Origin of the sequence: Bacillus sp. SG-1 (genome assembly GCF_000181495.1) — a bacterium.
GTDB lineage: Bacteria > Bacillota > Bacilli > Bacillales > Bacillaceae_B > Rossellomorea.
In genome coordinates this window covers 1-14,075 of the sequence record NZ_ABCF01000067.1, presented here as the reverse complement: position 1 = coordinate 14,075, position 14,075 = coordinate 1, and the positions used below count along the sequence as shown (strand labels likewise).

Below are 14,075 nucleotides of genomic sequence, written 5' to 3'. Positions count from 1 at the left end.
AAAGTGCTAAAGTCACTTCCTCACTCCATGGAGTCGACCAACTGAATCATCATATCCTTGTTCATGGGGCCGACGATTTTGTGCTGGATGGTTCCGTTTGTGTCAATCATATACGAGGTTGGTATGGTTTGCGCCTGATAGATGGTTCCCTGTGTTCCTTCTTCATCGAGTGGGATCGGGAATGTCAGTCCGTATTCCTCGACAAATCCTTCAATCGCTGCCCTTCCCTCGTCAATCGTGGTAAGGTTGACAGCCAGCATCTCGACATTCGCTTTTTCATGGTATTCCTCATAGTAATCCTGCATATGAGGCATTTCCGCTTTGCACGGTGGACACCAGGTTGCCCAAAAGTTCAAGATCACTTTCTTTCCTTTATAGTCAGACAGCGATACTTCTTCACCACTTAATGTCGTTAAAGTGAAATCCGGCGCGGCATCCCCTTCGCCAGGACCACCGCTGCCAAACTCAGTCTCCAGACCTGATTCTTCCAATTGCTCGGCCACCTGTTTTTCGATTTCTTTTTTAGAAACCTGATTCATGATGATATTGCCGACAAACAAGCCGACCAGAACCGATACAAGCCCTATTCCCAGTATCTTTTTATTCATGAGAAACCCTCCTTAATCTGTCAATTGCCAGCAGACCCATCGTCACCAGCACATAAGCCATGCTCTCAGTTGTGATCAAAGTCCCTAGAGAGAAATTGATCAGCAGCTGCAGTCCCAGGAACACCAACAACCATATTTCCTTTTTTCCTTTTGTCAAAAGAAGATAAAAGAATACAAATCCAATCAAAATATTGACCGCACTCAATATTGACGCACTGTCTACCAGGAATTCCAAGGCCCCTTCATACACCAGGATAATCAAAGCCCATGCAATGAAGAGTTGCTCCCTCTCTCCTTTGATATATATGTATATCAAGGATACTGCGACACCAAGCCAAAAACCTTTTAAACCACCATTGAAATACAGGATTGAAAGCGGCTGATTGATGACACCTGTAAAATCAAACAAAATCACGCTGAACTTCCATGTCAGGATAAACCAAAAGACTGTATTCCCGAACCAGTCATTTTTGTCATAATAAATCCTCAAAAAGATTCCTGTTACAAAAAATGCTGCAATCAGTGCACCCCAAGTTGAGGGAAAACTGAATGCCCCTATGCTATGCCAATTCAAACTAACACCTGCCTGACTAATGTATATAGTAATTCCTTCTATCCTCTATCATACCAGCCCCCACCCCATAACTCCTCTTTTAAAAATCGAGCAAGACTTATTTCATTCTTTAGAACCAATAATTACATAACAAAGTAATTCTTGCACATTCTAATCAGTAAAGGAGGTGGAGGATTTGCTTAAGAATAATCGGCAAAAAGACAAGGAAAAAGGAAACCAGGATTGTTCGGGAATATCCTCTTCGCTCAAAGATAATACTGCTAAATTAAGGGAAACATTCAATCATCCTGTCAATCAGGACTTGGCTGTCAGGCCTTTCACTATTTCTGTTTTTAACAGGAAGGCTGTTCTCTTTTTCATGAACGGAATGAGTCAGCGTCAGGTCATTGAAAAAGAACTGATTCCTAACCTTATATCTCCTTTTCCTAACAAAAATACTGAGGATAAGCTCAACCTTGATTTTTTTTCCAACTGCATCCCGATTCAAGATATTAAAGAGGAATGCAATTATGAAAACATCATTTCCAACATCTTAATGGGGAATTCTGCTCTTTTTGTGGACGGCGAAGATCATGCTTATCTATTCGGTACAGCGGGCTTTGAAAAAAGGGGCGTAGAAAAACCTGAAGATGAAGCCGTTTTAAAAGGACCGAAAGAAGCGTTTATTGAGTCCATTTCTGTGAACATCTCCTTGATCAGAAAACAATTGAGATCCTCAGAACTGATGACAGAATACGTAACAATCGGTGATAAAGGATTGAGCCAAGTCGCAATCCTATATTTGAATGATGTTGCCAACCCCAATTTACTCGAAAAAATAAAAAAGCGCTTAAAACAAATAAATTCCGATGAAGTCCAGAATCTTGGGCTTCTTGAGCAGCATATTGAAGAACGGCCTTACTCTTTGGTACCTACTGTTTTGTATACAGAGAGACCAGACAGAGCGGTCAGTTTCATTAATGAAGGCCATATCGTGCTGTTGATGGACAGTTCACCGAGCAGCCTTATTCTGCCGGTGACGTTCTGGTCTTTTTTTCATACATCAGAGGATTATTATGCAAGATGGCCATATGGGAACTTCACACGGCTCCTTCGATTAATGGCCATTTTTATTACCATCATGACACCTGCCATCTATATAGCAGTGACGAATTATCATATTGAAATGCTCCCAACTGACTTAGTGCTGGCCATTTCAGCCACCCGTGAAGAGGTACCCTTTCCAGCTATCTTTGAAGTGGTCATGCTTTTGTTGGCCTTTGAATTGATCAGGGAAGGCGGCGTTAGGGTTCCCAGTCCGATTGGGCCTACCATCGGGATTGTGGGTGCGTTGATTCTTGGGCAGGCAGCGGTTGAAGCGAATATTATCAGCCCTATCCTTGTCATTGTCATTGCGGTTACGGGGTTGGCTTCCTTCGCGATTCCAAACCTGTCATTCAGCTATATGATTCGCCTGTCCACTTATATCTTCCTCATTTTCGGAAGCTTGTGGGGGTTTTTAGGCATAGGCATCTGCATTACATTGTGTGTCGGATACCTATCCACCTTGACGTCCTTTGATGTGCCTTTTCTTTCACCAATGGCACCTCATTATAAGTCGTCAAAGGATCTTGTGGTCCGGCCTCCGATCTGGAAACAGTGGCTGCGCCCATTGAATGTTTTCCCCCTTGAGGCGGAGAAGATGAAAAAGCCGAAAGGAGATAGCAACGAATGATTTCTCCTCAGGACAGAAAGCTTGGTACCCGGGAATTGTTTGCGCTGATCACCATCACTCTCGGTATCAAGTTCACGGATATGACAGCAACCCTTCTATATAAAAAGACGGCACAAGCAGCATGGATGATTCCACTCGTTTCCGGGCTGATCATGTTGATTCCGCTGACCTGCACACTGATCCTCCTGAAGCATTATGGGGACCGGAATATCATTGATATTTCTTATAAGGTTACGGGTAATTTTTTCGGGTTTCTCATCGGGATGACGCTATTTCTGGCAGCCTATGCTGCAACGGTCGTAGACAGCAGAAGCTATGTGGATATTATCAATACAATGTACTTTGAATCGACCAGTTCAACCCACTTGTTCTTTGTACTTGTCGGATCGAGTTACTTCCTGGCCAACCGCGGACTGCTGGCCATCGGGAGAACGGCCTTGATTGCATTTCCTTATATAAAAGTATCATTGTTTTTTATCATCGTCCTTCTCTGGAGTGACCTCTACTTCGGATATTTATTTCCGCTGACAGGGTTCGGCCTGAAGGAAATTGCCTTTCAGGGAGCCAGCTATGCATCCATAACAAGTGATCTGCTGTTTTTCTCGATTCTGTTTCCTTTTTTTAAAGATTACAAAACATTCAAGAAAGCCACCCTTCTTGGCCTGGCTGTTTCAACACTAGAGTTAATGATTTTCTTTGCCGTTTATATCATGTACTTTGACTATCCATCCATCGAGTTTATTTCCTATCCTTTTCATGAAATATCGCGGATGGTCACTTTCGGCAGATATGTTTCTCATATTGAAGCGCTATTCTTTGCTTTCTGGAGTGTAGCCAGCTTGATCCGATTCGCTGTCTATCTTTATATTGCAACGGCATTCTTCGCTTATACAGCAAAAATTAAGGAGTTTGAGCCTCTTATCTTACCCTTTGCGGGGCTCACCATCATGCTCGGTCTGCTTCCGGAAAATGTGGTCCACAATGTATTATTGCTTAGAAGTAACGTCATCTTAATGAGTACATCCGTGCTTCTTTTCATTATTCCTATCACTCTCTTGATCGTAGCGAAACTGAGAGGTGAGTTTAAAAAATGAGACTTTTCTTGATGTTAACGCTATGCTTGGTAGTTCTGACTGGCTGTGCGGATAAAATTGAACTCGAGGAAGAAGGCTTCGTGCTTGTCATCGGCATTGATTTGCCGGAGGAAGGACAGACCGGCTTGGACATCACCTATCAGCTGGCGGATCCTCTGGCCGGCGATCCAGGGAGCCAGCCGGGTTCTGAGGAATTCAAGACCATTACAATCAGAATGCCGGACCTCATTTCTGCCCGGGACATGCTTAATGTTTCAGAAACCCGGAATATCAATTTTTATCACACAAAGGCTCTGGTAGTCAGTGAAGCGTTCGCACGTTCAGATAAATTCCTTGGAAGTATTGGCACACTGGGGAGAGATCCTGAAGTCAGAAGAGATATGATTCTGCTTGTATCCAAGGAAAGGGCGAGCGATTACCTTCGGAACAACAAACCCGTATTTGAAGCCAGCCCGCACAAGTTCTATGATTTCATTTCCCGACGATGGGACACGAATGCCCTTGTCCCTAAATCCGACTTACAAACGGTCCTTCATGACATTGAGGCGGATTCAGGACTCGCCCTTGCAACCTATACGACAGCGGAAGAGATCGATCCGGTTATAAAGAATAATGAGGATAACTACTTGCCTGGAGAACTTTATAAAAAAGGGGGGACTCCTGTACAACTCATCGGAAGTGCCGCTTTTCGGGGCGGGAAAATGATCGGGACGTTAACCGGGGAAGAAGTCAGGATCAAGACCTTCTTAAGCGAGAGACTGAATCCTCAAGATATTGCCTTCACTTTTCCTGACCCAATCAAGGAGAACTTTCGGGTTACAGGGAAGGTGACTAATACAAAAACCAATGTAAAGGTAGACGTGAGCAAGCCCAAGCCAATTATTACTGTCGATGCGTGGCTGGATGTAAGAATCCTCTCGATACCAAGCATGATCAATTATGTGGACAATCTTGAAAAGCAAGAACAGCTTGATCAACATATAGAGGAACGATTCCAATTACTTGCAAACCGATTGGTAAAAAAAACACAAGAGGAACTGAAGGCAGAAGCGTTCAATTGGTCGCTGACAGCAAGAAGAAAATTCCTGAACCTGCAGCAGTATCAAAAGTATGACTGGATGAAAGCCTATCCTGATGCTGAGGTGAAAGTGAATATGCATGTGAATCTTGAAGGTTTTGGAAAACTGCTGAGACCGCGCGATAAAGAAGAGATTAGAGACTAATGGTGGTGATCCTATGTTCTGGCTGACAATGATTTTATGTTTGTATTTGGCTTACTACTCTTTACGCTATGCACGACTGATTTGGAAAGATCAAAATAAGCTCGGAGCGGTCATGGTAGGAATGCTCGCGTGTATTATCAGCATCATGCCACTTCTGAACTTATGGCTGTTAGAATATAAATAAAAAACGCTGAAAAGGTTGATGCCTTTTCAGCGTTTTACATTGAATTACATATTGATATATCTGCGCGGGTTGACCGCATTGGATTTGCTTGCGTTCCATGATCCCTGGTGCAGTTCAAAGTGAAGATGCTGACCGAAGGAATATCCTGTGTTACCCATTGTACCGATTCTTTGGCCTTTTTCAATGAACTGTCCGCTGCTCACCGATGAACCTGACATGTGAGCGTATACCGTTGTGAACGTTTGTCCATCGATGGAGTGAGTCATGTACACAACGTTACCATAGCTAGAGCTGTAGTGACTTTTGATTACATAGCCGTCAGCTGCCGCGACAATCGGAACATGTCCGCCTGCAGCGATATCCACGCCATAGTGATAACGGGGTTTTCCGTTCAGGACATCATAACCAAATTCTGTTGTGATGTATCCAGCAGAAGGTCTTGTCCATCTGCCTTCTTCTACTACCGGGGCTGGAGCAGGTGCAGGTGTTGAGACAGAGGTACCGCCGCTGTTACCGCCTGAACTTTGTCTTGCTGCCTCTTCTGCTGCTCTTTGGGCTGCGAGACGTTCAGCTTCAGCTTTACGCTGGGCTTCAAGCTTTTTCTTACGCTCGATTTCCTTTTGGCGGGCAAGTTCAGCTAATCGGGCCTGTTCTGCCTCGATCTGGCCGCCGATTTGTTTTTCCACCTTTGCTAGCTCATTCGCATGGGCTACCAATTCAGTCTTCTCTTCTTTTAGTTGTTCTTGTTCTGCTTCAAGTTCTTTGAACAACTCATTTTTCTGACCTTTTTGGCTGTCCAGGTCTTTCTTAAGAGAAACGAGGTTTGCTTTTGCCTCTTCAAGCTGCGCAAGCTTGTCCTCTACTTCAGCTTTTGTTTTCTCAAGTTGGGCCTGGTCTGCTTTTTGTTCCTCAATGATTTTCTTATCCGCACTTACAATCGCATTGACGGCAGTGATACGGTTGATGAAATCACCGAAGCTTTCAGCCCCAAGCAATACATCCATGTAACTTGCAGAACCGCCTTTTTCCTGCATGGAACGGGCACGTTCTTTCAGAAGTTCATTTCTTTCTGCGATCTTATTTTCCAGTACAATGATTTCTTCTTTCAGCTTCTCGATTTCTGCATTTGTTTTATCGATTTCAGCTGTTTTTTCGTTGATTCTATCTTCAGTATCCCGGATCTTTGTATCTAAAGCAGCAATCTCTGCTTTGATCTTTTCCTGACGGGAGATATTGGCATTGATTTCGCTAGTCTTTTCGTCAATCTTTGAATTTACCTCTTCTTTTTGTTCCTGAACATCTTCATGTTTATGTTTCAAATCAGACAGTGAAGAATTTGCACTGGCTGTGAATCCTGTAGTTTGTAGACTTCCGATTGTTAGTGTTGCTGCTATCGATAAAGTGACTAATGATTTCCTTTTCAAGCGACATGCTCCTTTCGGCTTCTATCAACCTATTAAACTCTCAAAAACTTTCTGACGGACATAAAGCTTCCCCATGCTCCGATCAGGCATCCCATAAGGATGACCAGGAAGTTTACTTGATATATGAACGGGGTATATTCCAGTATCTGAATAAAATGGTTTCGCAACTTTGGTTCAATGAACTGATAGGCGTAGTAATAGCCTGTTGAAATTACTGCTATTGGAATGATAGAGCCGAGAACCCCCAGCCATAAACCTTCCAAGATGAACGGCCAGCGTACAAACCAGTTTGTAGCACCGACGAGTTTCATGATTTCAATCTCTTTTCTGCGGGCAACGATCGTAATCTTAATGGTGTTGGAGATCAGGAACATAGCCGTGAAAAGAAGTCCGATTATCAATACCAAACCAACATTGCGACTCATTTGCAGGAAGCTGAATAATCTTTCAATCTTGGCTTCCCCATAAAGCGCATCATTTACATTTTCAAAACTCTTAATTTCACTCGCAATTCTTTTCGTTTCTACCGGATTTTCTGCTTTTACGATATAAACGTCATATAAAGGATTATCCTGTTCAAATAGACTGAAATCTTCCCCCATATCTTCCATGAGGTTTCGCAATTCATCTTCCTTAGAGGAAAAATCAATGCTTGCAATTCCATCCAGCTGTTCAATTTGTGACTGCAATTCTTCCACTTGAGGCTTTTCAGTACCCAACTCTACAAGTACCCGAACCTCTACATCTTTTTCAATATCAGTGGCAATTTTATTCATATTAAGCATCAGGACGACGAACACACCGACAAGAAGAAGTGTGACTGTTACGGCACTGACGGATGCAAATGTCATCCAGCCGTTTCTTGCCAAACTCTTCACGCTTTCACGAAGATGTCTTCCCATTGTTCTAGGCTTCATAACCGTAGTCACCTCGCTGTTCATCCCGGACGATTCTGCCATTTTCGATGGCAATTACACGGTGTTTGATAGTATTTACGATTTCCCGGTTATGGGTAGCCATTACAACGGTCGTTCCCTGCGTATTGATTTCCTCGAATACATTCATGATCTCCCATGAAGTTTCAGGATCAAGGTTACCAGTCGGCTCATCGGCGATGATGACTTGAGGCTTATTGACAATTGAACGAGCCAGGGAAACCCTTTGCTGTTCCCCGCCGGAAAGTTCATCCGGGAACATCCGTGCTTTGTGCTTCAACTTCACAAGGTCAAGTACATCCATGACCCGCTTTTGGATACTCTTAGGAGTTTCCTCTATTACTTCCAGTGCAAATGCAACATTCTCATAGACTGTCAGCGACGGAAGAAGCTTGAAATCCTGGAAGACCACACCGATATTTCTTCTTAAGTATGGCACCCGTTTGTTTTTAAGCTGAACCAAGTCAATACCGTTGACGATGATTTCTCCCCTGGTTGCTCTCTCTTCCCTGTACATCATTTTGATGAAGGTCGACTTCCCAGCACCACTCGGTCCTACAACATAAACGAATTCGCCTTGTTTAATATGAACGTCGAATCCGTTCGCGGCCATAATTCCGTTAGGGTACTGTTTATATACGTCTTTCATTTTGATCATTTTTTTACCACCTAAGTTAAACATTATAGTAATCGAAGATGTCTTTTCCCAAGGCTTAAGTATATAAAAAATAAGATAATGTAGAAAAAACTCGAATTAATAACTTTCTAAAAATATTATAACATCAATGACTAGGAAGTTAAGGATAATTTATATTACATTTTGATATCAAAATGCAACAATATAAGAATATATTTCCTCATTTGGAAGGGGTGGAATTTGTTTAAAAAGGGAGTTTAGTAGGGTTTTAGTATAGGGAAATAGCAGGTGAATGAATGGAGTGTCGAAAGAAGGGAGCAGGAATGTCGGGGGTTTTAGTTTTGTATGATTGTCGAAATTTAATCTAATGGAGGCGGTTGGTATAGAGATGCAGCATTTAATACAATGATTTTTTTGTTTACCCTCCTGCGAGTGTTTCAAACATGTCTTTTAAATTTATGTGTGATTTCTTTGGGGACTTTTATTATAAAAGGCTCTTTTCGTAAACTTTGTTGCTATTTGATATAAATTCTAAAAAACAGCCCCTTAAATAGTAACGAATATCCTGGTGTGCAAGAAAGAAAAGAGCTACTCTTCCTATTCAGAAGGAAAACCCTCGTATTCAGGGGAAAAATCCGGCTCTAGGGATTTTTCCGAAAGCAACAATTATGCGAAAATAGCCTTATAAAAAGAAGATAATAGAGCATATTAGAACTCTCTTAGAGGAATTAAATTTTGTTTTTGATTCTTTAGACAACTCTTAGTGAACTTTATTTTTGCTTTCTAGGCATTAAAGTCCTTTAAAACCCTTTTATTTTAATTTTGGAGATAGGGTGGATAGTCTGCAGATTCAATTCGTGATAGCAAAACTCCTGTAAAACCAAAAAAAGAAAGCCCGAAGACTTTCTTTTATTTTTGCTCAGCCAGCCAGTCTGCTACAGCCTCAGCTTCTTCACCTTTAATGATATTCTTTGGCATTGAGCCTTTTCCATTTTGGATGACAGACAGAATTTCTTCCGCACTCAGCTGAGAACCGATATTTTTCAATGCCGGTCCCATTCCACCGGAAAGGTCTCCACCATGACAGCTGGAGCATTTCTGATTGACGATTTTTTCAGGCTCTATTTCCGTTCCCATTGCACTTTCAGCAGCATCCTGCGGGTTGTTTGCGTCACTTGAATCATCGGGTGCATCACTGCATGCCCCCATTATTAATGATGAACCAAGTAAAATTCCCAATAGCTTTTTCTTCATTATAAGTCCTCCCAGAATGAGAATTAATGCGTTTTTCTCCCATTCCTTATTATACCAGGATTACACCCGTTTAAAACCTTCACCGAGGACTTCCGAAGCGTCCATCGTTATGACGAAGGCAGTCGGATCAATGCTTTTCACCAGTTGTTTCAATCTTGTGAACTCCCGTTGATCGACGACACACATCAATATTGGACGCTCATCATCTGTATATCCCCCGTATGCAGATAGTTTTGTCACTCCACGGTCGATTTTATTCAAAACTCCTTCGCGGATTTCCTCCTGGCGGTTCGTGATGATCAACGCCATTTTGGAACGGCCAAAGCCGACCTGAACAAGATCAATGGTTTTACTTGTCACATATAGTCCGATGAGGGCATACAGGCCTCTTTCAATGTCAAAAACGATGGCAGCGGATAAAACGATCATTCCATCGATGATCGCAACGCAAGTACCGAGTGATAAACCAGAGTACTTGTTAATGATCTGTGCGGCAAGATCGGTTCCGCCGGTAGATGCCTTCCCTCTAAATACAATCCCTAATCCAAGTCCGACTCCAATACCTCCGAACAGTGCGCCAAGAAGCGGATCAAGTGTCCAAGCCTCCCAATCTTCCGTTAGATAAACGACAAATGGAAGAAATATCGTCCCAAGAGCTGTTTTAAATCCAAATTGAAACCCAAGAAAGATCAAACCTGCGATAAAAAGTGGAATATTGAATGCCCATTGAACGAAGGCAGGCTTCCAGTCGAATACAGTCTTAGTTATAGTAGAAATACCGCTCACGCCGCCGGAAGCGACCTCATTTGGCAGTAAAAATACGTTAAAGGCAATCGCTACAAGAGCCGATCCTGCCAATACATAAACATATTCCATAATCTTGTGAAACATCGGGTTTTGCATTTCCCCTCGTCGTCTTCTATCCTTCTTTCCCATCCCGTGATTCTCCTTTGATGTATTAAGTATTAGTATGACCAACAACTATGTTTTCAACATAAACGGGTGTCTGCACTTTACCGCTTTAAAGCGCGAAGAGGGACAGTCCCTCTTAGTGCTTTAAAGGATGAAAGGCCTATACTCCGTGTCGGTCTTTGTCTTTTTCTAATTCAGCCTTTGAGAGTATAGCATGAGGGATGGAAGCTGTAAATATTACCACTTTAACGTGTTAATGCATTAGTGCGCGACGAGGGACTGTCCCTGGTAGTGCGGTGAAGTGTTAAAGAATTGCAGACATAACAAAAACCTTCCATATAATAGGAAGGTTTTTGTTAATTGTTGATTTAGTTGATCCGGGAACGAAGGTACGCATTGATGAAGCCGTTAATATCTCCATCCATGACAGCCTGCACGTTACCCATCTCTGTGTTTGTGCGATGGTCTTTAACCATGGAGTACGGGTGGAAGACATAAGAGCGGATCTGGCTTCCCCAGCCGATATCTTTTTGCTCACCGCGGATTTCCGCAAGTTCCTGCTCCTGCTCTTCAATCCGTTTCTGATAAAGCTTGGCTTTCAGCATCTTCATGGCCTGTTCGCGGTTTTTGATCTGAGAACGCTCTGATTGACAGGTCACCACAACACCAGTCGGCTGGTGAGTGATACGGACGGCAGAGTCAGTCGTGTTGATATGCTGACCGCCGGCACCGCTTGCACGGTACGTATCAATCTTGAGGTCCTCCGTACGGATATCGATTTCAATCTCTTCATTGAATTCCGGCATGACTTCACAAGATACGAATGAAGTATGGCGGCGTCCAGATGAGTCAAATGGTGAAATCCTCACAAGACGGTGCACCCCTTTTTCAGCCTTCAAATAACCGTAGGCATTATGACCTTTGATCAAAAGCGTTACACTTTTAATCCCCGCCTCATCACCTGGAAGGTAGTCAAGCGTTTCCACCTTGAAGCCTTTTTTCTCAGCCCAGCGCTGATACATACGCAAAAGCATGGAGCCCCAGTCCTGTGACTCGGTTCCGCCTGCTCCAGGATGAAGCTCAAGGATGGCATTGTTTTTATCATGGGGTTCGCTCAGCAGAAGCTGAAGTTCATATTCATTCAAACGTTTGTTTAAATCCTTGGTCTCTTCTACAAGCTCTTCCTGAAGCTCTGCGTCGTTCTCTTCTTTCACAAGTTCCAACGTCACTTCCAGGTTTTCCTGCATTTCCTGCATGTCTTTATATTCGTTGACAAGTTCTTTCAACCCGTTCGCTTCATTGATGACTCCCTGAGCCTGCTGCTGATCATTCCAGAAATCAGGCTGCAGCATGACTTCATCGAGTTCGGCTATCCGTGCTTCTTTGTTTTCGAGGTCAAAGAGACCCCCTGAAGTCCGCCAGTTTTTTGGCTGTAGTTTCCAATTGTGATTTCACTTCAAAAAGTTCCATCAAATTCACCTCTTATTAAATAGTAAGCATAAGTTATATTATACCGCTTATTGCATCTTGGCCGCAAAGTTTCCTCTTTTTCTGTACCCGCAGAAAAACTACCTGACACCTCTTATGCAAAAGAGAAGCCAGGTAGTTTGTTAAAAAATTACTCTACTTTACCATGACAGTTTTTATATTTTTGACCGCTTCCGCACGGGCAGAGGTCATTTCGTTTGATATTATCTGCTTTGCGTACAGGTTGTTTCTTTTTGGTTTTGCCGCTAGTGTCCTCTTTCGGATTGACAGCCTGCCCTTTCGCAACTTCCTGGCGCTGAAGGTTATTGCGGATTTCTGCTTTCATCACATAGCGGGCAGCATCTTCTTCGATTGCCAGAACCATGCTTTCAAACATCGCAAAGCCTTCATGCTGATATTCGCGCAATGGATCGGTCTGACCATACGCACGAAGGTGGATACCTTGGCGAAGGTGATCCATCGCGTCGATATGATTGATCCATTTTGTATCAACCGCTCGAAGAAGGACAACTTTTTCAAACTCACGCATCTGCTCAGAAGTGAGCTCTTCTTCTTTATCGTTATATCTTTCCTGAACCTTCGCGTAAATCACTTCGATCATTTCTTCAGGCTCTTTGCCCTGAAGGTCTGCAACGGTCACGTCACCCTCTTGAAGAAGTGTCGCATTGACATAATCAATGATACCTTGCAGGTTCCACTTCTCTTCTTCTTCAATGATCGGCGCATGCGCTTCAACGGAACGAGTGATGACAGATTTGATCATCGACAGTACGATTTCACGCAGGTTTTCGGAGTCAAGGACTTCAAAACGCTGCTTGTAGATAATTTCACGCTGCTGACGAAGGACATCATCATAAGATAGAAGCTGTTTACGGGCATCGAAGTTGTTACCTTCAACGCGTTTCTGTGCAGACTCAACCGCACGGCTGACCATCTTACTTTGGATTGGCTGGTCATCCGCCATCCCAAGCCGCTCCATCATGGATTTCATATTGTCGGAACCGAAGCGTCGCATCAATTCATCTTCCATTGATAGATAGAACTGCGTCACACCCGGATCTCCCTGACGCCCGGAACGACCGCGCAGCTGATTATCGATACGGCGGGATTCATGGCGCTCTGTACCAATGACCGCTAATCCTCCAAGGTCAAGGACACCTTCACCCAGCTTGATATCCGTACCACGGCCGGCCATGTTCGTCGCAATGGTAACTGCGCCTTTTTGACCTGCTTCTAAAATAATTTCCGCTTCACGCTCATGGTTTTTCGCATTCAAGACGTTATGTCGGACACCTTTTTTCGTCAGGAGTCTTGAAATCAATTCTGACGTCTCAACCGCAACCGTACCGACCAGCACAGGCTGGCCTTTTTGATAGCGCTCGGCAATTTCCTCTACTACCGCACGGAACTTGCCTTCCATGGAAGCATAGATCAAATCCGGACGGTCATCACGGGCAATCGGTTTGTTCGTCGGAATCACGACAACGTTCATATTATAGATATTGCGGAATTCTTCTTCTTCCGTTTTCGCCGTACCCGTCATACCGGAAAGTTTCTCATACATACGGAAGTAGTTCTGGAACGTGATCGTTGCCATTGTCATACTTTCGTTCTGGATCTCGACGCCTTCTTTCGCCTCGATCGCCTGGTGAAGGCCGTCACTGTAGCGGCGCCCTTTCATTAAACGGCCAGTGAAGGAATCGACAATCACGATTTCTTCGTCTTGAACGACATAGTCAACATCCTTCTGCATGCTCACATGCGCTTTCAACGCTTGAAGGATATGATGGTTCAACGTTACGTGGGACAGGTCAAAAAGGTTCTCGATATTGAAAGCTTTCTCTACCTTCGTAATACCGTCTTCTGTCAGCTGAACGCCTTTTGTTTTTTCATCATAAGTAAAATCAGTGTCTTTGCTCAGCATGCGAACGACTGCATTCGCCTGCAGATACAATTGTGTAGACTTTTGCGCCTGGCCGGAAATGATCAGCGGTGTACGGGCTTCATCAATCAGGATGGAGTCGACTT

Annotated in this window: 12 protein-coding genes; 3 read left to right on the top strand and 9 right to left on the bottom strand. The window is 43.5% G+C overall.

Translation table 11 applies throughout. The annotated features are described in order from the left end of the window. Positions 1-20 precede the first annotated feature (20 nt). Both BSG1_RS16460 and BSG1_RS16455 read right to left on the bottom strand, forming a co-directional pair. A complete protein-coding gene (locus BSG1_RS16460; RefSeq protein WP_006838292.1) occupies positions 21-608 on the bottom strand; it encodes a peroxiredoxin family protein in 588 nt (195 codons plus the stop codon). Further along, positions 601-1,182, bottom strand: coding sequence for a hypothetical protein (locus BSG1_RS16455; RefSeq protein WP_006838291.1), 582 nt, complete (start codon positions 1,180-1,182; stop codon positions 601-603). The genes BSG1_RS16460 and BSG1_RS16455 overlap by 8 nt, the downstream gene beginning before the upstream one ends. Positions 1,183-1,348: 166 nt before the next feature. On the opposite strand from BSG1_RS16455, the gene BSG1_RS16450 reads away from it, so the two are divergent. From BSG1_RS16450 to BSG1_RS16440, 3 genes are read left to right on the top strand one after another with little or no spacing between them, the layout of a single operon-like run. Next, positions 1,349-2,896 carry a spore germination protein gene (locus BSG1_RS16450; RefSeq protein WP_006838290.1) on the top strand — a complete coding sequence of 516 codons (1,548 nt, stop codon included), beginning with the start codon at positions 1,349-1,351 and terminating at the stop codon, positions 2,894-2,896. After that, entirely contained in the window at positions 2,893-3,990 is a 1,098-nt protein-coding gene (locus BSG1_RS16445; RefSeq protein WP_006838289.1) for a GerAB/ArcD/ProY family transporter, read from the top strand. Before BSG1_RS16450 ends, BSG1_RS16445 begins: the two co-directional genes overlap by 4 nt. 11 nt (positions 3,991-4,001) lie before the next feature. After that, a complete protein-coding gene (locus BSG1_RS16440; RefSeq protein ID WP_198008250.1) occupies positions 4,002-5,213 on the top strand; it encodes a Ger(x)C family spore germination protein in 1,212 nt (403 codons plus the stop codon). A 228-nt stretch (positions 5,214-5,441) separates the two neighbouring features. Here the strand turns inward: BSG1_RS16440 and BSG1_RS16435 are convergent, their stop codons facing one another. The 7 genes from BSG1_RS16435 to secA all read right to left on the bottom strand — a co-directional run. Next, complete coding sequence (locus BSG1_RS16435) at positions 5,442-6,821, bottom strand: murein hydrolase activator EnvC family protein (protein WP_006838286.1); 1,380 nt, start codon at positions 6,819-6,821, stop codon at positions 5,442-5,444. A 32-nt stretch (positions 6,822-6,853) separates the two neighbouring features. Beyond that, a complete protein-coding gene (ftsX, locus tag BSG1_RS16430; protein ID WP_044023050.1) occupies positions 6,854-7,738 on the bottom strand; it encodes a permease-like cell division protein FtsX in 885 nt (294 codons plus the stop codon). After that, entirely contained in the window at positions 7,728-8,414 is a 687-nt protein-coding gene (ftsE, locus tag BSG1_RS16425; RefSeq protein WP_006838284.1) for a cell division ATP-binding protein FtsE, read from the bottom strand. Before ftsE ends, ftsX begins: the two co-directional genes overlap by 11 nt. A gap of 888 nt (positions 8,415-9,302) precedes the next feature. Next, positions 9,303-9,647, bottom strand: a complete 345-nt coding sequence (cccB, locus tag BSG1_RS16420) for a cytochrome c551 (RefSeq protein ID WP_006838283.1) — start codon at positions 9,645-9,647, stop codon at positions 9,303-9,305. A gap of 60 nt (positions 9,648-9,707) precedes the next feature. Then, positions 9,708-10,550, bottom strand: a complete 843-nt coding sequence (locus BSG1_RS16415; protein ID WP_006838282.1) for a YitT family protein — start codon at positions 10,548-10,550, stop codon at positions 9,708-9,710. A gap of 377 nt (positions 10,551-10,927) precedes the next feature. Beyond that, positions 10,928-12,029, bottom strand: a protein-coding gene (prfB, locus tag BSG1_RS16410) for a peptide chain release factor 2 (RefSeq protein ID WP_156791514.1) whose coding sequence is annotated in 2 segments (ribosomal slippage) — positions 10,928-11,956 and positions 11,958-12,029 — 1,101 coding nt in all. Because the reading frame shifts where the segments join, the coding sequence is not laid out codon by codon here. Positions 12,030-12,177: 148 nt separating this feature from the next. Then, on the bottom strand, positions 12,178-14,075 hold a 1,898-nt coding region (gene secA / locus BSG1_RS16405; protein ID WP_006838280.1), incomplete at its 5' end, for a preprotein translocase subunit SecA.